This is a genomic window from Tenacibaculum sp. Mcav3-52, from assembly GCF_022347665.1.
GTDB lineage: Bacteria > Bacteroidota > Bacteroidia > Flavobacteriales > Flavobacteriaceae > Polaribacter > Polaribacter mesophilus.
The window spans coordinates 639130-664834 of sequence record NZ_JAKRGE010000002.1; the positions used below are offsets into that span (position 1 = coordinate 639130).

At 31.0% G+C, this 25705-nt stretch carries 27 protein-coding genes; 17 read left to right on the forward strand and 10 right to left on the reverse strand.

Annotated features, from left to right (window positions below; translation table 11 throughout):
- Window positions 1–46 precede the first annotated feature (46 nt).
- Window positions 47–2056, reverse strand: coding sequence for a DNA primase (dnaG, locus tag MHM83_RS08925; RefSeq protein ID WP_239179311.1), 2010 nt, complete (start codon window positions 2054–2056; stop codon window positions 47–49).
- A 137-nt stretch (window positions 2057–2193) separates the two neighbouring features.
- On the opposite strand from dnaG, the gene MHM83_RS08930 reads away from it, so the two are divergent.
- Window positions 2194–3111 (forward strand): leucine-rich repeat domain-containing protein, encoded by a 918-nt coding sequence (locus MHM83_RS08930; RefSeq protein WP_239179313.1) that lies wholly within the window; start codon window positions 2194–2196, stop codon window positions 3109–3111.
- Between the two features lie 73 nt (window positions 3112–3184).
- On the opposite strand, the gene clpX is transcribed toward MHM83_RS08930, so the two are convergent.
- The 4 genes from clpX to MHM83_RS08950 all read right to left on the reverse strand — a co-directional run bounded on the left by clpX (window position 3185) and on the right by MHM83_RS08950 (window position 7058).
- A complete protein-coding gene (gene clpX / locus MHM83_RS08935) occupies window positions 3185–4423 on the reverse strand; it encodes an ATP-dependent Clp protease ATP-binding subunit ClpX (protein WP_047788619.1) in 1239 nt (412 codons plus the stop codon).
- A 44-nt stretch (window positions 4424–4467) separates the two neighbouring features.
- Window positions 4468–5127 (reverse strand): ATP-dependent Clp endopeptidase proteolytic subunit ClpP, encoded by a 660-nt coding sequence (gene clpP, locus MHM83_RS08940; protein WP_047788620.1) that lies wholly within the window; start codon window positions 5125–5127, stop codon window positions 4468–4470.
- Window positions 5128–5256: 129 nt separating this feature from the next.
- Window positions 5257–6579, reverse strand: a complete 1323-nt coding sequence (gene tig, locus MHM83_RS08945; RefSeq protein ID WP_047788621.1) for a trigger factor — start codon at window positions 6577–6579, stop codon at window positions 5257–5259.
- Window positions 6580–6710: 131 nt separating this feature from the next.
- Window positions 6711–7058, reverse strand: coding sequence for a phage holin family protein (locus MHM83_RS08950; RefSeq protein WP_047788622.1), 348 nt, complete (start codon window positions 7056–7058; stop codon window positions 6711–6713).
- A gap of 196 nt (window positions 7059–7254) precedes the next feature.
- Between MHM83_RS08950 and MHM83_RS08955 the strand changes: the two genes are divergently transcribed.
- The 4 genes from MHM83_RS08955 to MHM83_RS08970 all read left to right on the forward strand — a co-directional run bounded on the left by MHM83_RS08955 (window position 7255) and on the right by MHM83_RS08970 (window position 9555).
- Entirely contained in the window at window positions 7255–7821 is a 567-nt protein-coding gene (locus MHM83_RS08955; protein ID WP_047788623.1) for a Crp/Fnr family transcriptional regulator, read from the forward strand.
- A gap of 62 nt (window positions 7822–7883) precedes the next feature.
- Window positions 7884–8462, forward strand: a complete 579-nt coding sequence (locus MHM83_RS08960; RefSeq protein ID WP_159614069.1) for an NAD(P)H-dependent oxidoreductase — start codon at window positions 7884–7886, stop codon at window positions 8460–8462.
- A gap of 122 nt (window positions 8463–8584) precedes the next feature.
- Window positions 8585–9079, forward strand: coding sequence for a DUF2867 domain-containing protein (locus MHM83_RS08965; protein WP_053056652.1), 495 nt, complete (start codon window positions 8585–8587; stop codon window positions 9077–9079).
- Between the two features lie 53 nt (window positions 9080–9132).
- Window positions 9133–9555 (forward strand): TlpA family protein disulfide reductase, encoded by a 423-nt coding sequence (locus tag MHM83_RS08970; protein WP_239179358.1) that lies wholly within the window; start codon window positions 9133–9135, stop codon window positions 9553–9555.
- Between the two features lie 9 nt (window positions 9556–9564).
- Here the strand turns inward: MHM83_RS08970 and MHM83_RS08975 are convergent, their stop codons facing one another.
- Entirely contained in the window at window positions 9565–9936 is a 372-nt protein-coding gene (locus MHM83_RS08975) for a hypothetical protein (protein WP_047788626.1), read from the reverse strand.
- Between the two features lie 145 nt (window positions 9937–10081).
- On the opposite strand from MHM83_RS08975, the gene MHM83_RS08980 reads away from it, so the two are divergent.
- Complete coding sequence (locus MHM83_RS08980) at window positions 10082–10339, forward strand: hypothetical protein (RefSeq protein WP_047788627.1); 258 nt, start codon at window positions 10082–10084, stop codon at window positions 10337–10339.
- Between the two features lie 75 nt (window positions 10340–10414).
- Here the strand turns inward: MHM83_RS08980 and MHM83_RS08985 are convergent, their stop codons facing one another.
- The gene (locus tag MHM83_RS08985) at window positions 10415–11182 is read right to left on the reverse strand and encodes an alpha/beta fold hydrolase (RefSeq protein WP_239179316.1); all 768 of its coding nucleotides are present in this window, start codon (window positions 11180–11182) and stop codon (window positions 10415–10417) included.
- Between the two features lie 2 nt (window positions 11183–11184).
- Entirely contained in the window at window positions 11185–11898 is a 714-nt protein-coding gene (locus tag MHM83_RS08990; RefSeq protein ID WP_073181874.1) for a pyridoxine 5'-phosphate synthase, read from the reverse strand.
- 59 nt (window positions 11899–11957) lie between these two features.
- On the opposite strand from MHM83_RS08990, the gene MHM83_RS08995 reads away from it, so the two are divergent.
- The 8 genes from MHM83_RS08995 to murI all read left to right on the forward strand — a co-directional run bounded on the left by MHM83_RS08995 (window position 11958) and on the right by murI (window position 19898).
- A complete protein-coding gene (locus MHM83_RS08995; RefSeq protein WP_047788630.1) occupies window positions 11958–12617 on the forward strand; it encodes a CBS domain-containing protein in 660 nt (219 codons plus the stop codon).
- Window positions 12618–12648: 31 nt separating this feature from the next.
- Window positions 12649–13545 carry an NAD kinase gene (locus MHM83_RS09000; RefSeq protein ID WP_239179318.1) on the forward strand — a complete coding sequence of 299 codons (897 nt, stop codon included), beginning with the start codon at window positions 12649–12651 and terminating at the stop codon, window positions 13543–13545.
- 104 nt (window positions 13546–13649) lie between these two features.
- On the forward strand, window positions 13650–14330 hold the full coding sequence (locus MHM83_RS09005; protein ID WP_239179320.1) for a DUF6089 family protein: 681 nt from the start codon (window positions 13650–13652) through the stop codon (window positions 14328–14330).
- A 2-nt stretch (window positions 14331–14332) separates the two neighbouring features.
- On the forward strand, window positions 14333–15085 hold the full coding sequence (locus MHM83_RS09010; protein ID WP_167713082.1) for an isoprenyl transferase: 753 nt from the start codon (window positions 14333–14335) through the stop codon (window positions 15083–15085).
- The gene (bamA, locus tag MHM83_RS09015; RefSeq protein ID WP_239179322.1) at window positions 15078–17621 is read left to right on the forward strand and encodes an outer membrane protein assembly factor BamA; all 2544 of its coding nucleotides are present in this window, start codon (window positions 15078–15080) and stop codon (window positions 17619–17621) included. Before MHM83_RS09010 ends, bamA begins: the two co-directional genes overlap by 8 nt.
- 63 nt (window positions 17622–17684) lie before the next feature.
- Window positions 17685–18488, forward strand: a complete 804-nt coding sequence (locus tag MHM83_RS09020) for an OmpH family outer membrane protein (protein WP_047788635.1) — start codon at window positions 17685–17687, stop codon at window positions 18486–18488.
- A gap of 37 nt (window positions 18489–18525) precedes the next feature.
- Window positions 18526–19035 (forward strand): OmpH family outer membrane protein, encoded by a 510-nt coding sequence (locus tag MHM83_RS09025; RefSeq protein ID WP_047788636.1) that lies wholly within the window; start codon window positions 18526–18528, stop codon window positions 19033–19035.
- 74 nt (window positions 19036–19109) lie between these two features.
- Window positions 19110–19898 carry a glutamate racemase gene (murI, locus tag MHM83_RS09030; RefSeq protein ID WP_239179324.1) on the forward strand — a complete coding sequence of 263 codons (789 nt, stop codon included), beginning with the start codon at window positions 19110–19112 and terminating at the stop codon, window positions 19896–19898.
- On the opposite strand, the gene MHM83_RS09035 is transcribed toward murI, so the two are convergent.
- Window positions 19895–20875, reverse strand: coding sequence for a PorP/SprF family type IX secretion system membrane protein (locus MHM83_RS09035; protein ID WP_239179326.1), 981 nt, complete (start codon window positions 20873–20875; stop codon window positions 19895–19897). The two genes, murI and MHM83_RS09035, sit on opposite strands and share 4 nt — an antisense overlap.
- A 95-nt stretch (window positions 20876–20970) precedes the next feature.
- Window positions 20971–21816 (reverse strand): AraC family transcriptional regulator, encoded by an 846-nt coding sequence (locus MHM83_RS09040; RefSeq protein WP_073181883.1) that lies wholly within the window; start codon window positions 21814–21816, stop codon window positions 20971–20973.
- A 155-nt stretch (window positions 21817–21971) separates the two neighbouring features.
- Between MHM83_RS09040 and MHM83_RS09045 the strand changes: the two genes are divergently transcribed.
- From MHM83_RS09045 to MHM83_RS09055, 3 genes are all read left to right on the forward strand, one after another.
- Window positions 21972–22895, forward strand: coding sequence for a dihydrodipicolinate synthase family protein (locus MHM83_RS09045; protein WP_239179328.1), 924 nt, complete (start codon window positions 21972–21974; stop codon window positions 22893–22895).
- Window positions 22896–22917: 22 nt separating this feature from the next.
- Window positions 22918–24504, forward strand: coding sequence for an aldehyde dehydrogenase (NADP(+)) (locus MHM83_RS09050; protein ID WP_239179330.1), 1587 nt, complete (start codon window positions 22918–22920; stop codon window positions 24502–24504).
- 156 nt (window positions 24505–24660) lie between these two features.
- Complete coding sequence (locus MHM83_RS09055; protein ID WP_239179332.1) at window positions 24661–25668, forward strand: 4-hydroxyproline epimerase; 1008 nt, start codon at window positions 24661–24663, stop codon at window positions 25666–25668.
- Window positions 25669–25705 lie beyond the last annotated feature (37 nt).

The following is a 25705-nucleotide window of genomic DNA, read 5'->3' on the forward strand; positions in this document are numbered from 1 at the left end:
AAAATAATTTTACTTTTCTATTAATTTTATTCTTAGTAAGTGATATTTAGATTACACGGTTTAATTTTTCAAAAAGACGTTTTTTCAACCCTGTATAATTACCTATTTCTTCTAGATTAGGCACTGCTTTTTGCTCTTGGCTTTCTTGTAGGATTTCTTTAATTTTTTCTTCAATTAAGACTCTACGCAAGTTTAAAATAGCATCAGTTACCAACTTTGGAAGAATTTTAACGGTTTCTGTTACAAAAACCTCTTTGCGTTCCCAATCACTTAGATTATATTTTTCTTCATCCATCAAAATATTAGTTACTAAACTAGATATTTGTGGATTTTCGTGCATTACCAAATGATCTACTTTAATTTTTTCATCTTGATTTAATTGATGAATTAACTCATAGTAGGTTAATCGAAATATTTCGTTGGTAAACTCTATTTCATCTTCTTGTAAGTTCAAGTACAACTCATTTGAAACCGTATTTTGATATTCTTCTTTTTCTAAAAATGGACGCCCTCTTTCATCAACTGCATCTACCCAGTTTACAAAATCAACAACTTCATTTCCGTATAACAACAATATTCTAATAACCTCTTTTTCAAGAATATTTAATTGGTTGATATTGTGTTGCAACTTCCCTTTTCCTCCTTTTATTGCTTCCATTGAAGCTTGTCCTTGCTCTTGAAAGTATTCTGAAGGTGGTTGGTTAGGGTCTTGCCCTGCACTACTCTTTCTCGTTGCTGTTGCTCCTTTTTTTAACAACTGGGCTAACTCACTAAATAATACTCTCTCGGAAATGTCCATAATACGTGCACACTCTTGCACATACACTTCCCGTTGAATACCATCAGGAATTTTAGAAATACTTGTAACTATATCTCGAATTAAACCTGCTTTTTTTACAGGATCATTCGCTGCTTCTTTCATTAATAAAGAAACTTTGAACTCTATAAAGTCTTGTGATTTTTCTTCTAAATATTGTTTTAATTCAGCATTCGAATGCGCTTTAGCAAAACTATCAGGGTCTTCACCTTCTGGAAAAGCTACTACCCTAACGTTCATTCCTTGCTCAAGAATTAAATCTATTCCACGAATTGAGGCTCTAATTCCAGCTGCATCACCATCAAAAAGCACAGTTATATTCTGTGTTAATCGATTTACCAAACGAATTTGATCGGGTGTTAATGCTGTACCAGAAGAGGCTACGACATTTTCAATTCCTGATTGATGAAATGAAATTACATCAGTATATCCTTCTACTAAAAAGCAGTTATCTTCTTTCGCTATTTCTTTTTTAGCTTGGTATAGACCGTAAAGAATTTTACTTTTATGATAGATATCACTCTCAGGAGAATTGAGGTATTTTGCGGCCTTTTTATCGTTGGTAAGTATTCTACCTCCAAAACCTAAAATACGACCAGACATACTGTGAATAGGAAACATCACACGCCCTTTGAATCGGTCGAACTTCCTATCTTCTGCTCCTCCTTCTTTTACAATTGTTAACCCCGTAGATTTTAGATACTTTAAATCATACCCTTTGTCCAGCGCTGCTTTGGTAAAATTATCCCATTCGTCTTTACAATACCCTAAATCAAACTTTTCAATAGTATCTTCTCTAAATCCTCTCTCTTTGAAATAAGACAGCCCAATTGCTCTTCCGTTTTGTGTATTCATTAATACATCATGAAAGTAGTCTTTGGCAAATTTTGAAACCAGGAACATACTTTCTCGCTCATTCATCTGCTGTTTTTGTTCATCAGACTGCTCGGTTTCTTCAATTTCAATATTGTATTTTTTAGCTAACCACCTTATTGCTTCTGGATAGGTATAATGCTCGTGTTCCATTAAAAATGAAATTGCATTCCCTCCTTTTCCCGTACTAAAATCTTTCCATATTTGTTTTACAGGTGATACCATAAACGAAGGAGTACGTTCGTCTGTAAACGGACTTAACCCTTTAAAGTTACTTCCTGATTTTTTTAACTGAACGAATTCTCCTATCACCTCTTCTACTCGAGCGTTCTCAAAAACTTTATCAATGGTTTGTTGGGTTATCATATACTACAGAAATACAGCAAACAAATATACTACTAGTTTTAAAAGTTATTTTATTGTTACAAAACTCTAGGCAAATTTAATTTGCTAAAAACATATAATTACATAATTTTGACAAAAATTTCCCCAAATACAAATTAATGAAAATAATTACTTCAGCTTGTTTTGCAACTTTTTTTGCATTTAACATATATTCACAAGAAACAATTCGTATTCCTGATATTGGCTTAGAAGAATGTTTAATTAACTTAAAAATTGACTCGAATGGTTTGAACGGTAGTATTACAATTAGTGATGCTGAGTATGTTACCAACTTAAATGTTAATGATCCTGTTACTAATAAAGATTTACCTAATGTATATTCTAAAATTAAAGACTTAACAGGCTTAGAAAGTTTTCCTAATTTAAGACGTTTAGATTGTTTTGGCAATGAAATTACTAAAATTGATTTATCACAAAGCTCTTCTATTAGTTTTTTAAACTGTAGTGAAAATAAAATTGAACGTTTGGATGTTAGCAAAAATCATAATTTAACTTATATAAGTTGTGATTATAACAAATTAACATCTTTAATACTTGGTGAAAACCCAAACATTCAAAGTTTATACGCTAGTTACAATCAACTTACTACGTTAGACGTTTCAAACTGCCCTAACTTAGAAAGTATGGATGTTACTGGTAATAAAATTAAAACTATAATTGTTAGTGAAAAGCAATTAGCTAACATTCCTCAAGGATGGTATAAAGACGAAAAAACTACATATACAACCAGTAATGGTACTGTTTCTGATAACAACAAGGTAGCAAAAGAAGAGATTGTTGTAGAACAAGAAGATAAAGTAGAAACTACTGAAAACAAACCTAAAGAAATAAAAAAACCTGTACAAAAGTATGCCAAAAGCTTTATAAAATTGGTTGTTTCTGAATATGAAAAAAGCGTATTAAACGAAACATACTTAAAGCAGATAAGAGAAGATCTTATGTACAAATATGATATTAAAGACGAAGAGATTACTAAATGGATACAGCAATATAGTAAGCTTCATAAAACAGAATAACATATTTAGTTTCAAACGTACTAAAAAAGCCATCAAATTTGATGGCTTTTTTTATTTCTTTCAGTTAATATTTTTAAGATGCTGCTCTTAATTTTTTTAATGCCGATTTTGTTAGTTTAGATTCAGCATATTCTTTTGTTACCTTAAATTCTTTTTCTTCAGAACTTGGCATATCGAACATCGCATCGGTTAAAATAGCTTCACATAACGAACGTAATCCTCGAGCTCCTAGTTTATACTCTACTGCTTTATCAACAATAAATTGCAATGCATCTTCAGTCATTTCAAACGTTACATCATCCATTGCAAACAGTTTTGTATACTGTTTGATTATTGAGTTCTTAGGCTCTGTTAAAATAGCTCTAAGTGTTTTTTCATCTAACGGATTCATATAACTCAATACTGGTAAACGACCAATGATTTCTGGTATTAAACCAAAAGACTTTAAATCTAGAGGTGTAATGTATTGCAATAAGTTATCGTGGTCAATTTTATCTTCTTCTACCGAAGCACTATAACCAACTGCTTGCATATTTAAACGCTTACTAATAAATCTATCGATTCCAGAAAATGCTCCTCCTGCAATAAATAAAATATCTTTAGTATTTACTTCAATAAACTTTTGTTCTGGATGCTTTCTTCCTCCTTTAGGAGCCACATTTACAACTGCTCCTTCTAATAACTTTAATAAAGCTTGCTGCACACCTTCTCCAGAAACATCACGTGTAATTGATGGATTGTCTCCTTTACGAGCTATTTTATCTATTTCATCAATAAATACTATACCTCTTTCTGCTTTTTCAACATCGTAATCTGCTGCTTGTAACAAACGACTTAAAATACTTTCTACGTCTTCTCCTACATAACCTGCTTGTGTTAATACAGTTGCATCTACTATAGAAAATGGTACATTTAGCATTTTAGCAATTGTACGAGCCACTAAGGTTTTTCCTGTTCCAGTTTCTCCTACTAAAACAATGTTCGATTTTTCTATCTCTACCTCATCTTCATCATCTCTAGTTTGTAACAATCTTTTATAATGATTGTATACAGCTACAGACATAGCTCTTTTAGTTTGATCTTGCCCTATAATATATTCATCTAAAAAAGCTTTGATTTCTCTTGGCTTTTTCAAGGTTAAATCTTTTGATAAATCGCTTGTTTTAGCTTCAGCTATTTCCTCTTCTACAATTCCATAAGCTTGCTCTATACATTTATCACATATATGTGCATCTAAACCAGCAATTAATAAATCGGTTTCTGGTTTTTTACGCCCGCAAAAGGAACATTGTAAATTTTCTTCTTTCGACATCTTATCAGCTTATTGCCAATAGCTCAGTGCTATTAGCTTGTTTATTATTTTCTAGTTAAAATTTCGTCTACCATACCGTATGCTTTTGCTTCGTCGGCCTTCATCCAATAATCTCTATCAGAATCTTTGTTTACTTTTTCTACTGTTTGACCTGAGTGCTTAGCTATGATTTCGTACAACTCATCTTTTAATTTTAAAATTTCACGAGCTGTGATTTCAATATCCGATGCTTGTCCTTGTGCTCCACCTAGTGGCTGATGAATCATAATACGAGAGTGTGGTAACGCTGAACGCTTTCCTTTTTCTCCTGCACACATTAATACAGCTCCCATTGAAGCAGCCATACCTGTACAAATTGTTGCTACATCTGGTTTAATAAATTGCATAGTATCGTAAATACCCAAACCAGCATATACACCACCTCCTGGTGAATTAATATAGATTGAAATATCTTTTGATGCATCTACACTTTCTAAAAACAATAATTGTGCTTGAATTACATTGGCTACTTGGTCATTAATTCCAGTACCTAAAAAAATAATTCTATCCATCATTAAACGAGAAAAAACATCCATTTGAGTAATGTTCATTTGGCGTTCTTCCATAATATATGGAGTTAAGCTACTTGTTATTTTTCCTAAGTAATTACTATTTATTCCGTGGTGTTTTGTTGCGTATTTTTCGAACTCTTTTCCGTAATCCATTTTTAAAATGTTTTTGGGTTATAAAGATGTAAATATAAGAACTATTTCTTTAGTATTTTGTTACTGTTAATGGCTAAAAAAACCTGAATGTACATTCAGGTTTTTATTTATAATTTTAGTAATTAACTATTACTTGTATACTTCTTTAATGAAATCTTCGTAAGAAACTTCTTTTGTATCAAAGCTCATGTTTTCTTTATAAAAAGCTAATAATTTTTGGCTTATTAATTGAGATTGTAATTTTTGAGCTTCGTCTTGATTTTGTAAGATTCTTCCTGCGATATCATCTAACTCTTTTTCTTCTGGATTCATGTTTCCAAATTGAGCCATTTGAGCTCTAATAAATCCTTTTGCATAGTCTACTAACTCTGCATAGTCTAATTTGATGTCGTTATCTTTCATAATCTTTCCTTCGATTAATTGGTAACGTAATCCTTTTTCAGACTTGTTATATTCTTCAACAGCTTCTTCAGCAGTTAATTCTTTTTCTCCTGCAGTTTGTAACCACTTTTGTAAGAATTCAACTGGTAAATCAAACTTTGTGTTATCCACTAAGTTCTCGGTAATTGCGTTTAACAATTGTTGATCTGCTTGTTGTTGGAATTGCTTTTCTGCGTCTTCTTTAATTTTATCTTTTAATTCAGTTACAGTTTTTACACTTCCATCAGCAAATAACTTATCAAATAACTCTTGATCTAATTCTGCTGGTTCTATCTCAGTAATTTCTTCAATAGTAAATGTTACAGGAATATCTAAGTCATGAACCTCTTCGTGAGATACTCCTAAAGCCCCTTGTAACTTGTGCTCGTCTTCAAATAAGTTTTTAGTTTTTAATTCTAAAACGTCTCCAACTTTAGCACCTACAAACTTCTTTAAGTTTGTTTTTCCTTTAATATCTTTTACAGAAATTGTAGATTTTTTGTTGATTTCTTTCTCTTCGTTTACAAAAGTACCAGTTACATTAGTTTGTTCAGCAACTTCGTCTTTAGCAGACATTTTACCGTAACGAGATTGGATGTTTTCAACTTCTTTTTCGATTAACTCGTCTGTAGCAACAATGTTATATTGAGTTACTTTGTTTTTTGGTTGTAAGTTTACGTCGAACTCAGGAGCTAATCCTAATTCGAATTCAAAAGAGAATTTATCTGCATCCCAATTGAAATCTTCTTGAACTCTTGGTAATGGGTTACCTAAGATATCTAACTTCTCTTCAACTAAGAATTTGTTTAACGACTCTTGTAAAAGCTTGTTTACCTCATCAATCATTACTGATTTTCCGTACTGCTTCTTTACCATTCCCATTGGTACATGACCTTTTCTAAAACCAGGAATGTTAGCTGTTTTACGGTAATCGTTTAATACTTTTGTTACTTTATCTTGATAATCTTCTGCAACAATATCAACTTTTACAACTGCATTTAATGCATCTACGTTTTCTTTTGTTATATTCATCTTAAAAATCTGTTTCTTAAAAAATCGGGTGCAAAATTACTACTTTATTTATTGATAACCAAGACTTTTAGCTATAAGAATATTATCTTTTTTACCTCCCTTATTTTCTAGTTTTTAATGTTTTAGGTTACTTATTCGTCTCCTTCTTTTAATAGTGAAAACATTAACGATCTGAAAATTGACAGCAACACACTGAACAAGAGTGCTGTAAAAAATCCGCTAACTGCAAACCCTGACACTAATTTATCTGCCAATAATATAATTACTGCATTAATCACAAATAAGAATAACCCTAATGTAACGATGGTTGCTGGTAGTGTAAAAAATACTAACAACGGACGTACAAATAGGTTTAACAACGCAATTACTACTGCTACAATTACTGCAGTTGTATAACTAGCTACCGTTACTCCTGGTAAAATATTTGCCAATACTATTACTGCTAATGCCGTTAACAATACTTTTAAAAATGTTTTCATATTTCTTTTTTATTTAATTGGTTATGAATTATAAATTTACTCTTTTTCACTGAAACTATTAATTCGTAACACTTCATATACTTTACCATAACCATACCAAAACAGAAACCTGCTGTTTTGACAGGTTTAAAGCTTTGTTTTAATTTTTGATGGATTTTTATTTTAACTTCGTCTTATTTTTAATTAAAACAATAAAATGCTCAAAAAACACTTGGCCTCTTATAATATTCTTTCCGAAGAAGAAATAGACAACTTTGTAAATTTAGTTAGGTATAAAAAACTTAACAAAGGTGATTTTTTTATTCAAGAAGGTAACACTTGCAAAGAAGTAGCTTTTATAACTTCTGGTATTTTTAGGTCGTTTTATCATTCGTCTGACGAAAAAGAAGCTACTTATTGTTTTTTATCAGAAAACTCATTTGTTACTGCTTACTCGTCTTTTATTTCTCAAACAAAAACTAATGAAAATATTCAAGCGTTAACCAACGCTGAACTATACATCATTACCAAAGAACAATTTGTAGCACTAGAAAACTCAAGTACCAATTGGCTACGCCTTTTTAAAATATTTGCTGAACAAGAATATATAAATCTTGAAAACAGAATATTTGTTTTGCAAAATGAAAGCGCTGAAAACCGTTACAAAAAACTGTTAGAAACGCACCCAAACTACCTAAAAACCATTCCATTACAGTACCTAGCTTCTTATTTAGGAATTACACAACGACATTTAAGCCGAATTAGAAAATCGGTTTTTTATTAGACAATTGTCCTTTTTAAGCTTATAAAACCACCCGTACTTTGCTTTATAATCTTAACTATATTATGAAGCATATTTTATTAATAAACGGACATCCTGATAAAGAAAGTTTTAACCATGCACTGGCAGCTTCTTATAAAAGAGGCGTTTTGGAAACCGATGCTATTATTGAAGAAATTACCATCACTGACTTAAACTTTAATCCCAACCTTAAATTTGGTTACCGAAAAAGAACGGAACTTGAACTTGATTTACAAGAAGCTTTAACTAAAATTAAAAAAGCAGATCATATTGTATGGTTTTTTCCTATTTGGTGGGCTGGTTACCCTGCTATAATGAAAGGTTTTATTGATAGAGCTTTTTTACCTGGAATAACTTTTCAACCTATTGAAGGAAAACCTTTTCCTAAAAAACTTTTAAAAGGTAAAACTGCTCGACTTATCATTACTTCTGACACCCCAAGCTGGTATGATTATCTTTTTATGAAAAGACCCGCTATTAGACAGTTTAAAAAGGGAACCTTAGAATTTTGCGGTATAACTCCTGTAAAAACTACTTTCTTTTCAGTAATAAAAGATTCAACTCCTAAACAAAGAAACTTATGGTTACGTAAAGTATATACTTTAGGTAAAAACAAACAATAACTCAACTTTCTTTTTTTTGGTTAAAAAAATACTAGTTTATGTTAAAATTTAAATAGCTATATACTAAAATTCTACAATTTCTATTTATATATTTACATTCATATTTTTATGAGATTAGTAATATGAAAAAAGTTAAAGAAGATAAAACTCTTTTAAATAAAGACATTAAAAAACTACTTCCTACAATAAATTTTCATGACACATTCTCTACCACTAATCATACAAACACAATAGAAGAAATTGTAAATTTAATTTTTAATAAACCTCCAGTTTGGGTAGACTTTTTATTTAAATTACGTAATAAAATTGCTGCTTTTTTTAATTTAAAAAACAACTACCCTGATGATTATAACGAGCGGTTTGATGTTGGCGGATATGTAAGTTTCTTTAAAATTTTTTCTATATCAAGTAATGAAGTTGTATTAGGTGCTAATGACACTCATTTAAATTTTAGAGCAATCGTACACAACAATCACGATCCTTTTTATAACATCAAAGTTATTACGTTAGTTGAATACAATAATAAAAAAGGTGAAGTATACATGAAGCTTATAAAACCTTTTCATAGGTTAGTTGTTAAGAGAATGGTTAAAAATGCTTATAAATTAAACAATTAACTTTTTGTACTTTTGAGCTATTAAAAAATAACTCTATTAAACCTATAACCTCAATAAAAGTAACCGATTTTAATCAAAACGAAGTTAACTTACTTGAAAAGTATGCTAACAAAATTCTATTATTGTTGTTTTACAACAATGCTTGTTTAGGTTGCACTGGTAGAGCCATTCCACTAGCCTATAAGTTTAAACAAACATACAAGTATATTGAAGTTATTGGTATTCATAGTAACTTTAGCAATAACAATGTTACTAGGGATGATATCTTGAGTATTTTTACTATAAACGAACTCCCGTTCCCTATTTATATAGATAACAACCACAAAATGTATGATTTTTTTAATTCGGAAGGAACACCTCAATGGGTACTAATGACCCCTAATGGTGAAGTGTATAGATCTATCTTTGGATCGCAAGATAATGCTCAAAATAGATTATATTACGCCTTAGAAAGTTTAACCAAAACAAGTAATTAGATTAGCTAGTTATTCTTTTAACACCTTCGCTACTTGACTGGCTATTGCCTCTTTAACTTCTTTATCTTCTTGTAACAAATACAACAAACTATCTTTTAAACGACTATTAATATCTTTGATTTTATATATTGAAGAAGGTTCGTTTGTTACTGACAAAAGCATTTCTTCTTTACCTGTTAATAACCAAGTTGGGTTTATTTCAGGAAAAGAATGTAGAATTTTGTTTAAAACATTACTTTTAAATGATGATTTTCTTCGTATTGCCGTTCCAATAGAGTTGTTAGAAACATCAATGATTTCTTCAAAAGACCTTATATTTAACCTTTTATAGTTAATCACCTCCTCTACCCTTTTATATGTTTCATCTACAAAGTCGCTCATTAAAAATAACTTTTTTCTAAAATTTATTTAATTTTGTTTTCGTGTTTAGATTTTTGTTTGTATTTTTACTTCGTAATAAGTACACAATACGTACAAATATAAATTAAAAAGTGCTATCAACTTCTAAAAAACAACTTGAGTTTTTATGATAACTGCTACACAACGAAAAGAATTAGAAAAAATTAAGCCACCTAAATACCGCGACAAGGTAAAAAACTACTTGAGTAAAAACGGTCATGATTTCTCTTTAGAAACCATACAAAAAGTATACTCAGGTAAAAGGAAAAACTTAATTGTTGAAAAAGCTATAGTAAATGTTTTTTACAACTACATGAAAAACCAACAAATAATTGATGACAATATCAACTATTTAATTGACGAGATAAACAGTGATTTCCCTTAATAATTTTTTTGTTTTTCGCCGGGGGGCGATTATTTTAAGCGAGGGACTAGGGATTAATAAATTCCTCCTCGCTTTTTATTTTAAAAAAGTTACAGCTTCTTTATAAAAATATTCTGGATTTTCAGCATGCAGCCAGTGTCCAGCATTGGGTATTGTTTTTATCACTGCTTTTGGAAAATGTGCCTGAATTAATGGCTCATCTTCTTTTGATATATATCCTGAATTCGATCCACGCAAAAACAACGTTTTTCCTTCAAAAACTGTAAAAGACGGCAACGCAACACCTACTTCACTATTATTTTCTGTTAACGACTTTAAATTAAAACGAAACCCTAATTCGTCTTTCGTTTTTCTGTACACATTCTTTGCTAAAAATTGACGGATTCCTTTTTCTGGAATTAACTCAGCTAATTTTTCATCTACTAACTTACGTGAAGTTTGCACCGAAAAATCTACGGAGTTTAACGCCGCTAAAATTTCGTGATGATGTGGCGGATACATTCTTGGAGAAATATCAGCTACAATTAGTTTATTTACTAACTCAGGGTATTCGGTTGCAAATAACATTACTGTTTTTCCTCCCATAGAATGCCCTAACAAATCTACTTTTTTAAGATTATGATATTGAATGTAATTATACAAATCTCCTACCATTAACTCATAATCAAAAGCGTCCGAATGAAAACTTCGCCCATGATTACGCTGATCTATTAAGTGCACCTCAAAACCATCTTCTGCAAATTTATTGGCATGCGACTTCCAATTGTCTCCCATACCAAAGTATCCATGCAAAATAAGTAACGGGAATCCTTCTCCAATGATTTTTGAATGTAATACTTCCATAATTATTGCAAACGATGTAAATACATATTCACAACATTTTCTAAGCCTAAATATAAACTTTCAGATATTAACGCATGCCCTATAGACACTTCAGCCAAATGAGGAATATTTTGTTTAAAAAATTGAATATTATCTAAGCTTAAATCATGACCTGCATTAACCCCTAAACCTAATTCATTTGCTAAAATTGCAGCTTCCGCGTATGGTTTTACCGCTTCTTTGTTTCCTTTTTCGTACTGCGTGGCAAACTCCTCTGTATACAACTCAACTCTATCGGCTCCTGTTTTAGCAGCAGCTTCAATTAACTTTAAATTTGTATCAATAAAAATTGATGCTCTAATTCCTGCTTCTTTAAACTCAGCAATCACATCTTTTAAATACGATTGATGTGTTATAGTATCCCAACCAGCGTTAGATGTAAGTTGATCAACGCTATCAGGCACCAACGTTACTTGTGTTGGTTTAATTTCTAACACCATTTGTTTAAATTTATCAATTGGATTTCCTTCAATATTATATTCAGTTGTTACAATTGATTTTAAATCATAAGCATCTTGGTAACGAATATGACGTTCATCTGGCCTTGGATGAATTGTGATTCCTTCGGCCCCAAAACTTTGTATGTCAGTTGCTACTTTTAGTAAATTAGGCACATTGCCACCTCTAGAATTACGAAGTGTAGCTATTTTATTAATATTAACACTTAACTTTGTCATGTTGTAAAATTATAGGACAAAGGTAACGCATTCAAACATTTTAAACTATATTCGTAGTAATGAAAATCAATGATTTTATATTAAAAGAAATTAAAGCACTTACGCTAAACGACACAGTGAAAAGTGCTCAAAAGCTGTGTAATGATTTACCTATAACTCATATTCCTGTTGTTGAAAACGACAGATTAATAGGTTGTTTACCTGAAAGTGATATTCAAACTATTGAAAATAAAAATCGTACACTGAGTGAATACTCTTATTTACTAGATCATTTTTACACAAATGAAAATGCTACACTACTCGATTTAATTACTTTATTTGCTGATAACGACTCGAATTTAATTCCTGTTATAGATAAAAACCTGCATTATGTAGGCTATTATGAATTGAGTGATATTTTAGATGCTTTTGCTAACAGCCCTTTTTTACATAATGAAAGTGATACTTTAATTATTGACAAGAACAAAACAGATTATTCTATGGGGCAAGTAGCTCAAATAGTTGAAGCCAATAACGGTAAATTATTAGGTGCATATATTTCTTCAGAAAACATAAATAGCATTGAAGTAACCCTTAAAGTTGTTTCAGAAGAAATAAATGAAATTATTCAAACATTTCGTAGGTACGGTTACAACGTTATTACACAACACGAAGATGATTTTTATTTAGAAGAACTTAAAGATAGAGCTGCTTATTTAAGAAAGTACTTGGATATGTAATTTTTTCAATAACCAACACAAAATTTTAACAGTGAAAAAAGTCGCTATTTACGGTCAAGCATATACTACACTTGCAGATAAAGAGGTTAAAATTCTTTTAACTATCTTAGAAAAACATAATATTGTTGTTTTTTTTGAACAACAATTCTATAATTTATTTCTTGAAAAGAATTCACTAAATAAAAAGTATCCTACCTACGCACATTTTAATGACTTATCAAACACTTTTGATGTAATGTTTACCATAGGTGGAGATGGTACTATTTTGAGAGCTGTAACCTACATTAGAGATTTAGATATTCCTATTATGGGTATTAATACGGGGCGTTTAGGTTTTTTGGCCACCATACAAAAAGATCAAATTGAAGAAGCAATTAACTTAATGCTTAAAAAAGAATATACACTTCAAGAACGATCTTTATTACAAATAGAAACTTCTCCTACAACTGAAGATTTTTCTGAACTTAACTTTGCTCTTAATGAGGTTACTATTGCTAGAAGAAACACAACTTCTATGATTGGAATTAAAACCTCATTGAACGAAGAATATTTAACAAATTATTGGGCTGATGGATTAATTATAGCAACACCAACAGGTTCTACAGGATATTCACTTAGTTGTGATGGTCCTGTTATTTTACCTAATTCAAAAAGCTTTGTTATTACTCCCATTGCACCACATAATTTAAATGCGCGTCCAATGGTTATTCCAGATAATACTGATATTCTTTTAGAAGTAAGTGCTAGAGAAAAAGATTTTTTAATCTCTCTAGATTCACGCATTACCACTGTTTCCTTAGAAACTGAAATAAAAATACAAAAAGCACCATTTACCATAAAAAGTATTTTACCAAAGAATCAATCTTATTTAAATACCTTGCGCGGAAAACTTTTATGGGGAGAAGACATACGAAATGAATCCTTATAACGATAATGATTACAATAAAACCATAAAAAAAAAGTTAATCAAAAAGACAGATTATTAACTTTTTAAAGCAAATTCAATTCCCTATATTTGCACGCTATTTTACAATGAGAGGACTTATTTTATTAATATTATTGGCTTGTGTAGTAACACCTTTACAATCACAAACACACGAAATTGGTTTCTTTGCCGGTGGTTCTAACTATGTTGGTGATATTGGTAGTACCAATTACATACACCCTAATGAGTTTGCTGGTGGTCTTATATACAAGTATAACCTAAACCCAAGAATTGCCTTAAGAGGAACATATACTTACATGCCTATTTCTGGTAATGATAACAATGCTGATAATGCTTTTCGCCAAAACAGAGGTATTAGCTTTTCAAACACCATTCATGAATTTGCAGCTGGAGTAGAATTTAATTTCTTTGATTATAACATCAGCGATTACAGAACTTCATTTACACCTTATATATTAGCTGAAATTGCTGCTTTTAATTACAAAAGTCCAGAACCAACTTCATCAAGTAATACAGTTCTCTTAAAAAACAAATTTTCATATACTATTCCTGTAGGTATTGGATTAAAAGGAAGATTAACCGATAATTTTGCCATTGCTTTTGAAACAGGTATACGATTCACATTCGTAGACGATTTAGACTTTACAACAGATAAAATAAACTCACTAGATTTTGGGGGTAATGGAAATGACTGGTATGTATTCTCAGGAGTTTCTATTGTATATACCTTTGGAAGACCACCTTGCTTTGGTGGAATAGCACAATAATTATGGAAGAAAAACTACAGCGTATTAATTTACAAAAAGTACCAAACCATATAGCCATTATTATGGATGGTAACGGTAGATGGGCAAAAGGTAAAGGTATGCAACGTGTTTTTGGACATAGAAATGCTTTAACAGCTATTAGAGAAACAGCTGATACTGCTTCTGAGCTTGGTGTTAAATTTTTAACCCTGTATGCCTTTTCAACCGAGAACTGGAATCGCCCAAAACTAGAAGTAGATGCTTTAATGAGTTTATTGGTAACTACTCTAAAAAAAGAACTCCCCGAATTTCAACGTAAAAATGTAAAAGTCAATGCTATTGGTAACTTAACAAATTTACCAAGCAATGCCCAAAAAGTATTGAGTAAGGTTATTGATGCAACTAAAAACAATACTAAAATTACTTTAACCTTTGCTTTAAGCTACGGTTCAAGAGAGGAAATTGTTAATGCTATCAAAAACATATCAAAAAAAGTTGTTAATAACGAGATAGAAATTGAAAAAATTAACGAGAAAATTATAAATAATCATTTATATACGTTTAATTTGCCCGATGTTGATTTAATGATACGTACAAGTGGGGAACAAAGAATAAGCAATTATTTACTGTGGCAAATGGCTTATGCTGAGTTATATTTTACTGATGTACTATGGCCTGATTACAGAAAACAACATCTTTATAACGCAATAATTGATTATCAAAATAGAGAAAGAAGATTTGGAAAAACCAGTGAACAGATTGAAACAAATGAATAAATATTCGTATTTACTAGTATTTTTTATCACCCTATTTGTGGTGAGTACTCAAGCGCAAGACACAACTCCTAAAGACAGTACTGTCACAAATATTATTTCCTACGAAAAAGGAAAAGAGTATATTTTAGGAGGTATAACTGTAACTGGCTTACAAAAATTTAGCGAACAAACAGTAAGAGTATATACTGGTTTAGTTGAAGGACAACCAATTAAATTACCAGGAGACAAACTTACAAGTGCCATTAAAAAGCTATATGAAAGTAAACAATTTAGTGAAGTAGATGTTTATTTATCTAAACGCGATGGTGAAACAGTATATCTTCAATTTGATGTAACTGAGTTACCTCAATTAACTGGAGTTACCATTTCTGGGATAAAAAAATCACAAATTAAAGAGATAAAAAAAGAAACAGAATTAAAAAAAGGGGTAATGGTCACAGACAACCTTATTGTTACCACTCGCAACTTTATTAAAAAGAAATATACAGATAAAGGTTTCTTAAAAACAAAGGTTTCATTAGATACTAAAAAAGACACTTCTGATGTTAACACTGTTAGCATGTCTATTTTTATCGATAGGGGTAATCGTATAAAGATTAAAGAAATTAATTTTACTGGCAATAAAGCCATGTCTAACGCTACTTTGCGTGGTGCCATGAAAAACACCAAACGTAAAATTTTTGGTCGTTTTTGGAAAGCTTCTAAATATATTTTAGATGATTATAAAGAAGATTTAAAAAGTATTCTTGAAAAATACAGCGAAAACGGATATCGTGATGCTAGGATTTTATCTGACAAAGTTGTTTGGAATGATGACAATACCATTAATCTTGAAATTGAAGTTGAAGAAGGCCGTCAATACCGTTTTGATGAAATTGTTTTTATTGGTAATAAACAATATACAGATGAACAGTTAAGTAACATCCTCCGAATAGACAAAGGAGATATTTACAATGGAAAGGTTTTAAAAGAGCGTATCTCTGGAGATGGTACACCTACTTCTCAAGACATACAAACTCTCTATCATAATAATGGTTTCTTATTCTCTCAAGTAAACGCTGTAGAAACTAAAGTAGAAAATGACTCCATTACTGTTGAAGTTCGTATTAGAGAAGATGAACCTGCAACAATAAAAAAGGTAACAGTAACGGGTAACGATAAAACAAACGACCATGTAATTTATAGAGAATTACGTGTTAAGCCGGGAGATTTATTTAGCCGTGAAAATATTATTAGGTCTATTCGTGAAATTGGGCAATTAGGTTTCTTCGACACTAATGTAACACCAGATGTTAAACCTGATTATCAGAATAAAACTGCTGATATTGATTTTTCTGTTGTTGAAAAAGGAGGAAGTCAAATTGAGTTACAAGGAGGTTATGGTGGTGGTTCCTTTATAGGTACTTTAGGTCTTTCTTTTAACAATTTCTCAGTTAGAAACATCTTTAATAAAGATGCTTATAAGCCACTACCTATGGGAGATGGTCAAAAACTTTCTCTTCGTTTACAAGCAAGTAGAACTTACAATACCTATAGTTTTTCTTTTACAGAGCCATGGTTAGGCGGTAAAACACCTCAATCTTTATCTTTCTCTGTATATTTTTCAAATCAATATCGTTATGATTTTACTACGAACGATGTAAATAAAGATGAAAGTCTTAGTATAATTGGTGCATCTATAGGTTTAGGTAAACGTTTAAAATGGCCTGATGATTATTTTACTCTTTCTCAAAACATTAGTTATCAAAGAATAGAATTACAAAACTATGGTTATCGTGTAGGTTCTTCTAATAATATTCTTAGCCAAGGAGATTTAAACAACTTAGCATATACAGTAGCACTTAGCCGTAATTCTGCAGGTCCTAGTTTAATTTTCCCTACTTACGGTTCTGAATTTACTTTAAAAGCTAAAGCTACTTTCCCTTATTCATTAGTTAATGGAAAAGACTACACTGAGCCTACGAACCCAACTTCTGATGAAAGACAAGCTTATTTAGCTGATAAATACAGATGGTTAGAATACTATAAAATTTCTGCTAAAGGTAAGTGGTATACAGCCTTAGCTAACAAGTTAGTATTAATGTCTAATTTCGAAGTAGGTTATTTAGGTTCTTACAATGATGAATTAGGCTTAACGCCAGTTGAAAGATACTTTGTGGGAGGAGACGGTATTGCACAAGGTCAATTAGATGGTCGTGAAACAATTGGATTAAGAGGATATGAGAACAACCGTATCTCTTCTATTGATGGTGGGGCTATTTATAACAAATTTCAATTAGAACTGCGTTATTCTATTACAGATAAGCCTACTGCATCGATTTACACTGTAGGCTTTTTAGAAGCAGGTAATTCTTATGACAATTTTAGCGAATTTAATCCGTTTAAGTTAAAGCGTTCAGCTGGAGTAGGTGTTCGTATATTTATGCCTGCATTTGGATTATTAGGTATTGATTTCGCTCATGGTTTTGATCCTTTACCTGGCTTAACCGAAAAATCTGGTTGGCAAACCCATTTTATAATTGGAAGACAGTTCTAAAATCATGCATTCATAATGCGTCTAGGTTTTGGCACGGTTTTTTCTAAACACATTATATCAAAGATGAAAAAAAGTATTTTATCAATCGTTCTTTTACTTATAGCAAGTATAACCGCTGCCCAAAAAAATCAACGTATAGCTTACATTGATATGGAGTATATTCTTCAAAGTATCCCAGCATATTTAGAAGCACAAAACTCTTTAGATGCTAAAGTAGAAAAATGGAAATCTAAACTAGATAAAGAGGCTCGTGCTATTGAAGTTTTGAAAGTTGATTTAACTAACGAAAAAGCCATTTTAACTAAAGATTTAATTGAAGAGCGTGAAGAAGACATCACCATTAAACAAGAATCTTTAAGAAGGTTAGAGTCTTTATATTTTGGTCCAAACGGTGACATGTACAATTTAAGAAAGCAATTAGTAAAACCCGTGCAAGACCAAGTATACAATGCTGTACAAACGATTGCTTCTAGAAAAAAATACGATTTTGTTTTTGATAAATCTAGCGATTTAGTTATGCTATATTCCAACAAAAAACACGATATTAGCGACCTTGTTGTACAAATGATTAATATCGATCAAAGAAGGCAAGCTAAAAAGGATAAAATTGAAGCTAAAAAGTCATTACTTAAAAATGATAATTTAAGTGACGAACAAAAAGAAAAAATAGCTAAAAGAGAAGAATTAAAAAAGAAAAAAGAAGCTGATAGACTTGCTAAAATTAAACAAATAGAAGAAAAAAGAAAACAACGTTTAGAAGAAAGAGCTAATAAAAGAAAACTTTTACAAGAAAAGAGGAAAGCCTTATTAAAAGCACAAGAAGAAGCTAGAAAGAAAAAAGAAGAGGAAACAAAACAGAACAAATAAATCAAGAATAAAATAACATTAATTAAATTAAACAAAGATGAAACATTTAAAAACGTTATTATTAGTTGCAATTTTTACGGTTGGATTAGGTGGTGTGGCGAATGCACAGAAAACTGCACATATTAACACTGATAAATTATTAGCTGAAATGCCTGCTACAAAAGCTATGAAAGCAGAACTAGAAAAGCTAAACAAAACATACCGTGATGACATTGAAACAATGTATAAGAAACTTGAGGCTAAAATGAAGAAATATGAAGCTGAAGGTAAAAGTCAAACACAAGAGGTAAACCAAAAAAGAGCTGTTGAAGTTCAACAAGAAAGATTAAGAATTAGCCAAGCTGAACAAGCTGCTGGTAAAGAAATGCAAAAGAAATATCAAGAAAAAACTATTCCTATTTTAAAGAAAGCTGAAGATGCTATTAAAGCTGTTGCTTCTGAAAAAGGAATTATATACGTTTTCGATGCTGCACCAGGTAAAGGTTTAATCGTTTACGACAAAGGAGAAGATATTTATGATGCTGTAAGAGCTAAATTAGGATTCTAAAAAGAATACATATATTTATATAAAAATCCTGCTGTTTAAACAGCAGGATTTTTATTTTTGTTATACGTATGAAAATGATTACACAACAACCTATTGGTATTTTTGATTCTGGTATTGGAGGTACATCTATTTGGAAAGAAACCCATCAGCTACTGCCAAAAGAAAACACTATTTATTTATCAGATAGTAAAAATGCTCCATATGGTCAAAAATCAACACAAGAAATAGTTAATTTATCAATAAAAAATACTGAATTTTTAATTGATAAAGGAGCCAAAATTATAGTTGTTGCTTGTAATACAGCTACTACTAATGCCATTGAATATCTAAGAGCTAATTATAAAATACCTTTTATTGGTATAGAACCTGCTATAAAACCAGCTTCATTACAAACTCAAACGGGTACTATTGGTATATTGGCTACTAAGGGAACCTTAAATAGTGCTTTGTTTGAAAAAACAACCTCAAGTTTAAATGATCAAATTAATATTATTGAACAAGTAGGAGAAGGATTAGTTGAACTTATAGAAAATGGAAACATCTATTCTAATAAAATGACTTTATTATTAAAAAAGTACCTAACACCAATGCTAGATAAAAAATGTGACTATATTGTTTTAGGCTGTACTCACTATCCTTATTTATTACCTCAAATACAAAAAATTACGGGTAAAAATGTAAAGATTATTGACTCTGGCGAAGCTGTAGCCAGACAAGTTAAAAATGTTTTACTTCAACAAAATTTACTAAATAATAGTAATGAAGTTACCGAAAACACATTTTATATTAACAAAGAGGCTGATGTTTTAAAATCAATGTTGAAAGACTATAAAAATAGTACAATAAAATTCTTAAATTTTTAATACGTAAAACTTCCATTAATATTAGGACACGCAGCTGCTCTTCTTTTAGTACAGAATAGATTTACACCTAATGATAATTGATGAAAACCTCCATTTGAAAATACTACATCACCTGTTTGCTGTGTATAAGTATAAGCAAACATCCATTTTTTATAATTAACTCCAACTATTGGAGTTACGTATTGTGAGTCTCCAAAGACATTTCCTCCAAAGCTCTTTCTATAAGATAAGGCAGCCCATATTTGAGTTGTATTTAGTGTTTTGTATACTTTAAAATTTATGTCTGCTATTTTTTCTTTAGTCTGTTCTTTGTATTGAAACATTAATGAGGGCTCAAATTGTAACTTTTCTTTATCACCAAAAAAGTATCCTCCTCCAAGAATATAATTTCTAAGATTATATGATTCAAAATCTGGGTTTAAATTGTTTTTTGCTGATAAGAAAATATTTTTTATGGTAAAATAAGATGACAGCCCATTTTTATGATATGCCATTCCGAAATCAGCATTAAAATAAAAATCACTTTCTATAACCTGACTTACTGTAGGATCGTTTATAAAAGCCCTTTGATCTCTTTCATTCTGAACCACAGAAAAAGACAATCCAAAAGATAACTGATTAAAAAGGTTTTCATTTCCCATATCTATATGATAAGCATAGGTACCTTGAACTCCCTTTTGTGAATGATATCCATTTTTATCATTAAAAAGAATTACTCCAACTCCTGTGTTAGAGTATTCTCCTAACTTTGTATGAAAACTTGCTGTTTGTAAAGCAGGAGCATCATCTACCCCTAACCATTGTTGACGTGCTGTTAATCTTATTTTCCCACAATCTCCTATACCTGCAGCTGCAGGATGTAATAAATATACATTATCTGACAAATAATCAGCATAAATTGGTAATGTTTCCTGTGCTGAAACATTATAAACTAAATTTAATAATAAAAAAAAAACAGAAACAATTATCTTCTTCATAATTTTTTAAAAAACAAAAAGACAAATATAACTAAGAAATATTGCTTTTTTTGTTAAATTTTAAGAAACAAAATAACTATTATTCAAAAAACTATTTATATGTTTTTATGTCTAAAAATTGAAGGGCTTATTCCTTTAACTTCTTTAAATTTTCTATTAAAATTAGATAAATTATTGAATCCTGATTTATATGCTATTGAGCTAATTGGAAGGCTTTTGTCTGACACTAATAATTTACAAGCATTCTCTACACGCAATTCATTTAAAAAAGTAAAGTACGTTTTATTTGTTCTTTGTTTGAAATATCTGCAGAAAGCATTGGGAGTCATATTTGCTTTTTCTGCTATTTCATATAAATCTATATTTTTTTCAAAATTATTTATTGTAAAATCCATTACATCACGCATTCTTTTTCCTTCATTATCTGTATATCTTTTAGGGTAGATAAAGCTAGCAAGCTCTATTGTATCAGAATCAACTAAAATTTTTAAAACTCTTAGTAAACCTATGAAACGATTAAGATTACTTGATTTTTGTAAACTTAATAAAATTCTTATAACTTTTTTTTTGTTATTTAAGAGTTTAAATCCTGATATAGATTTTTCAAAAAAAGGAATTAATTCTTTAAAGTCATCTAACTGGAAGAAACTCTTCCCAAAAGATTCTTTTGTAAAAAAAAGGGAAATCATAAAAGACTCTTTAATAACGGAAGCATCACTTTTAAAAACATGTGGTAAATTACCTCCTATAACTAAGACATCTCCAGATGAATATTTATTAACAGTATCACCAACAATTAAAGTTCCCTCTCCCTTCACTATTACACATAATTGTATTTCCTCATGCTGATGGAATTTATCATAAAAGAATTGTTCTTTATCCTCCTGATAGATCAAACCAATATTATGAGTTTTTGGTATTTTAAAGGGTAAAACTTTCATTAATAAAACTACTATTAGTATTCAAAAATATGCAAATACTACTAACAAATACTAATCAAAATAATTAATAAGGTAATATTATACCAGTATTAGGTAATTTGAAGCTAAGACAGTCACTTCTTCACTTATAACTTTGCCAAAAAAACAATACTAAAATGAGTATAAATTGGAACGGTGTAATGCCAGCAGTAACTACAAAGTTTACAAATGATGATGCCCTAGACTTAAACATGTTTGAAGTGAACATAAAAGCACAATTAGATGCTGGTGTACACGGCATAGTATTAGGCGGTACGCTAGGAGAAGCTAGTACTTTATCTGATGATGAAAAAAGGATATTAACCCAAACTACCGTAAAGCTTGTTAATAATAAAGTGCCTGTATTAATTAACATAGCTGAACAAACTACAAAAGCAGCCATAGAAGCAGCTCAAAAAGCTGAAGAAGATGGGGCAAAGGGTTTAATGATGCTTCCTCCCATGAGATACAAGTCTGGAGACAGAGAAACAGTAGAATACTTTAAAGCTGTAGCAAAAAACACTTCACTTCCAATTATGGTTTATAACAATCCTGTTGATTATAAGATTGAGGTTACACTAGATATGTTTGAAGAATTATTAAAACATGATAATATTGAAGCTGTAAAAGAGTCTACAAGAGACATTTCTAATGTAACTAGAATTAAGAACCGTTTTGGTAATCGATTAAAGATAATGACTGGTGTAGACACAATAGCTTTGGAAAGTTTATTAATGGGTGCAGATGGTTGGATTGCTGGTCTTGTTTGTGCTTTTCCTAAAGAAACAGTAGCTATTTATGAACTACAAAAAGCGGGGCGTATACAAGAAGCTTTAGAAATTTATCGTTGGTTTTTACCGTTGTTGGAATTAGATATAAACCCTAAATTAGTGCAAAACATTAAACTAGCAGAAGTAGCTACAGGTATCGGTAGTGAAAACGTAAGAGCACCAAGGCTACCATTAATTGGTGAAGAGCGTAAACACGTTTTAAGCGTAATAGAAACAGGCTTAAAAAACAGACCAACTTTACCCAATTATAAAACTTTAGCTACTCACTAATTAACTCTTTGTCAATTTAAATATGATTACAGGAAAAAACTATATAGGAAATCAGTTATCGAATTTAGGAAGTACAACTTACAAAACATTTAACCCTGAATTAAACCAGGAAAATGAATATATTTTTACCGAAGCGACTCCAGAAGAGATTAATAATGCTGTCGATTTAGCTACAACAGCGTTTAAAGAATACCAAACTATTTCTGGTAATAGAAAAGCTGAATTTTTAAATGCTATTGCTGATGAAATTTTAGCCTTAGGTACTAAATTGATACAAACATATTGTGCTGAATCTGGATTACCAGAAGGTCGTGCAAAAGGAGAACGAGGAAGAACTGTATTTCAATTACGCTCTTTCGCTGATTTAGTTGAAGAGGGCTCATGGGTAGAGGCTACTATCGACACTGCAATTCCTGATAGAGAACCAAGTCCTAAATCAGATTTACGTAAAATGAATATTCCTTTAGGTCCTGTAGTTGTTTTTGGCGCAAGTAATTTTCCTCTTGCCTATTCTACAGCAGGTGGAGATACTGCAGCTGCTTTAGCCGCTGGTTGTCCTGTGATAGTTAAGTCGCACCCAATGCATGCAGGTACGGGTGAACTTATAGCTTCAGCAATTATTAAAGCTGCTGAAAAAACTGAAATGCCTAATGGTGTTTTTTCTAACTTAAACTCTAGTGGTATTGAAGTAGGTCAGCAATTAGTAGCTCACCCTAAAGTAAAAGCTGTTGGCTTTACAGGTAGTATCCGCGGAGGAAGAGCTTTATTAGATTTAGCTGCAAAACGAGAGGAGCCGATTCCTGTATTTGCTGAAATGGGAAGTATTAACCCAGTTATTATGCTTCCAAAAGCATTACAAAATAGAAGTAAAAGCATAGCAAGTACTTATGCTAATTCTATTACGTTAGGTACAGGACAATTTTGTACGAATCCTGGATTGATCTTAGGAATAGAAAGCGATGGTTTAGATCATTTTATTAATTCTTTAGCTAAAAAAATTGTAGAAATCAATCCAACTTGTATGCTACATCCAAACATTGTTGGAGCATACGAGAGTAACAAATCTAAAGCTATTGCTCAAGAAGGATTAACTGTAGTTACTAACTATAAAGAGGAAACACAAGCCAACTATGCTTCTCAAATAGTTACAACTGTTAAAGGAAAAACATTTTTAGACAATCCTACTTTACACCAAGAAGTATTTGGCCCATATTCTATTGTGGTTCAATGTAAAAACGAAAAACAGTTAGAAGAAATAATTTTGAGCTTAGAAGGGCAACTTACAGGAACAGTTATTTCAGATGATAATGAAGTAGCTGACTACCCTACTATAGTTTCAGCTTTACAAAACAGGGTTGGAAGAATTATTTTTAACGGTGTTCCTACTGGTGTAGAAGTTTGTCCATCAATGGTTCATGGAGGTCCATACCCAGCATCAACAGACAGCAGATTCACAGCAGTAGGAATAAACTCTATTAAACGTTGGGTACGTCCATTTAGCTATCAAGACTGGCCTAATTATCTGCTTCCTCAAGAACTAAAAAACGAAAACCCTTTATATATTTTACGTTCTGTTAACGGTACACTAACAAAAGAGAAAATAGTATAATAAAATTTAATAATTTCTTTAGAAAACCTGTAAGTTCAAAACCTTACTTTTGGAGCATCTAAAGAAATTGAAATAAAGCCAGCTTCGTCTTTCCAAAATAGAAAAATTTGAAGGGTTTTTTCTACTACAGAATACAAGCTGGCAATTCAATTTAAGATGAAAAAAACTTTTTTTTGTGTAGATGCACACACTTGTGGTAATCCTGTGAGAGTTGTTGCAGGAGGTGGTCCTAACTTAATAGGAGCCAACATGAGCGAAAAACGTCAACACTTCCTTAGAGAGTATGATTGGATTCGTAAAGGTTTAATGTTTGAACCTCGTGGTCATGATATGATGAGTGGCTCAATCTTGTTCCCTCCTCACAACCCAAAAAATGATTTTGCTATTTTATTTATTGAAACTTCTGGATGTTTACCCATGTGTGGTCACGGAACAATTGGAACAATCACTATAGCAATTGAAGAAGGCTTAGTTACACCTAAAGTTCCAGGAAAGATTAGAATGGAAGCTCCTGCTGGCTTAATTGAAATTGAATATCAGCAAACCGGAAAAAAAGTAGATTGGGTTCGTTTGACAAATGTAAAAAGTTATTTAGCAGCTGAAGAACTCACAGTAGATTGTCCAGATTTAGGAGAAATTACTTTCGATGTAGCTTATGGTGGAAATTATTATGCAATTGTAGATCCTCAAAAAAACTTTTCGGGTGTACACAATTTTACAGCATCTAAAATTATTCAATACTCTCAAGTTGTTCGAAATCGAATAAATGAAAAATATCCTGACATGTTTATTCATCCAGAGAATAAAACTATTAGAGACGTTACACATATGCTATGGACAGGTGATCCAATAAACCCAAGCTCATCAGGAAGAAATGCTGTATTTTATGGTGATAAAGCAATTGACAGAAGCCCTTGTGGTACTGGTACATCTGCTAGATTAGCTCAATTATTTACAAAGGGAAAATTACAAATTGAAGAAGACTTTATACATGAGAGCTTTATAGGTAGTAAGTTTATTGGTCGTGTAGAAAAAGAAACAACTTTAAACGGTAAACCAGCTATTATTCCCAGTATACAAGGATGGGCAAAAGTATATGGGTATAATAACATTATAATAGATGATAAAGATGACCCATATGCTTATGGTTTTCAAGTTATTTAAATCATTAATTTTAGGTTATTGGTAAAAAACAATTAAT

Excerpts from the sequence above, each read along its gene's own strand:
- dnaG (WP_239179311.1), bottom strand. The coding sequence starts at position 2,056 with ATGATAACCCAACAAACCATTGATAAAGTTTTTGAGAACGCTCGAGTA.
- MHM83_RS08930 (WP_239179313.1), top strand. The coding sequence starts at position 2,194 with ATGAAAATAATTACTTCAGCTTGTTTTGCAACTTTTTTTGCATTTAAC.
- clpX (WP_047788619.1), bottom strand. The coding sequence starts at position 4,423 with ATGTCGAAAGAAGAAAATTTACAATGTTCCTTTTGCGGGCGTAAAAAA.
- clpP (WP_047788620.1), bottom strand. The coding sequence starts at position 5,127 with ATGGATTACGGAAAAGAGTTCGAAAAATACGCAACAAAACACCACGGA.
- tig (WP_047788621.1), bottom strand. The coding sequence starts at position 6,579 with ATGAATATAACAAAAGAAAACGTAGATGCATTAAATGCAGTTGTAAAA.
- MHM83_RS08950 (WP_047788622.1), bottom strand. The coding sequence starts at position 7,058 with ATGAAAACATTTTTAAAAGTATTGTTAACGGCATTAGCAGTAATAGTA.
- MHM83_RS08955 (WP_047788623.1), top strand. The coding sequence starts at position 7,255 with ATGCTCAAAAAACACTTGGCCTCTTATAATATTCTTTCCGAAGAAGAA.
- MHM83_RS08960 (WP_159614069.1), top strand. The coding sequence starts at position 7,884 with ATGAAGCATATTTTATTAATAAACGGACATCCTGATAAAGAAAGTTTT.
- MHM83_RS08965 (WP_053056652.1), top strand. The coding sequence starts at position 8,585 with ATGAAAAAAGTTAAAGAAGATAAAACTCTTTTAAATAAAGACATTAAA.
- MHM83_RS08975 (WP_047788626.1), bottom strand. The coding sequence starts at position 9,936 with ATGAGCGACTTTGTAGATGAAACATATAAAAGGGTAGAGGAGGTGATT.
- MHM83_RS08980 (WP_047788627.1), top strand. The coding sequence starts at position 10,082 with ATGATAACTGCTACACAACGAAAAGAATTAGAAAAAATTAAGCCACCT.
- MHM83_RS08985 (WP_239179316.1), bottom strand. The coding sequence starts at position 11,182 with ATGGAAGTATTACATTCAAAAATCATTGGAGAAGGATTCCCGTTACTT.
- MHM83_RS08990 (WP_073181874.1), bottom strand. The coding sequence starts at position 11,898 with ATGACAAAGTTAAGTGTTAATATTAATAAAATAGCTACACTTCGTAAT.
- MHM83_RS08995 (WP_047788630.1), top strand. The coding sequence starts at position 11,958 with ATGAAAATCAATGATTTTATATTAAAAGAAATTAAAGCACTTACGCTA.
- MHM83_RS09005 (WP_239179320.1), top strand. The coding sequence starts at position 13,650 with ATGAGAGGACTTATTTTATTAATATTATTGGCTTGTGTAGTAACACCT.
- MHM83_RS09010 (WP_167713082.1), top strand. The coding sequence starts at position 14,333 with ATGGAAGAAAAACTACAGCGTATTAATTTACAAAAAGTACCAAACCAT.
- bamA (WP_239179322.1), top strand. The coding sequence starts at position 15,078 with ATGAATAAATATTCGTATTTACTAGTATTTTTTATCACCCTATTTGTG.
- MHM83_RS09020 (WP_047788635.1), top strand. The coding sequence starts at position 17,685 with ATGAAAAAAAGTATTTTATCAATCGTTCTTTTACTTATAGCAAGTATA.
- MHM83_RS09025 (WP_047788636.1), top strand. The coding sequence starts at position 18,526 with ATGAAACATTTAAAAACGTTATTATTAGTTGCAATTTTTACGGTTGGA.
- murI (WP_239179324.1), top strand. The coding sequence starts at position 19,110 with ATGATTACACAACAACCTATTGGTATTTTTGATTCTGGTATTGGAGGT.
- MHM83_RS09035 (WP_239179326.1), bottom strand. The coding sequence starts at position 20,875 with ATGAAGAAGATAATTGTTTCTGTTTTTTTTTTATTATTAAATTTAGTT.
- MHM83_RS09040 (WP_073181883.1), bottom strand. The coding sequence starts at position 21,816 with ATGAAAGTTTTACCCTTTAAAATACCAAAAACTCATAATATTGGTTTG.
- MHM83_RS09045 (WP_239179328.1), top strand. The coding sequence starts at position 21,972 with ATGAGTATAAATTGGAACGGTGTAATGCCAGCAGTAACTACAAAGTTT.
- MHM83_RS09050 (WP_239179330.1), top strand. The coding sequence starts at position 22,918 with ATGATTACAGGAAAAAACTATATAGGAAATCAGTTATCGAATTTAGGA.
- MHM83_RS09055 (WP_239179332.1), top strand. The coding sequence starts at position 24,661 with ATGAAAAAAACTTTTTTTTGTGTAGATGCACACACTTGTGGTAATCCT.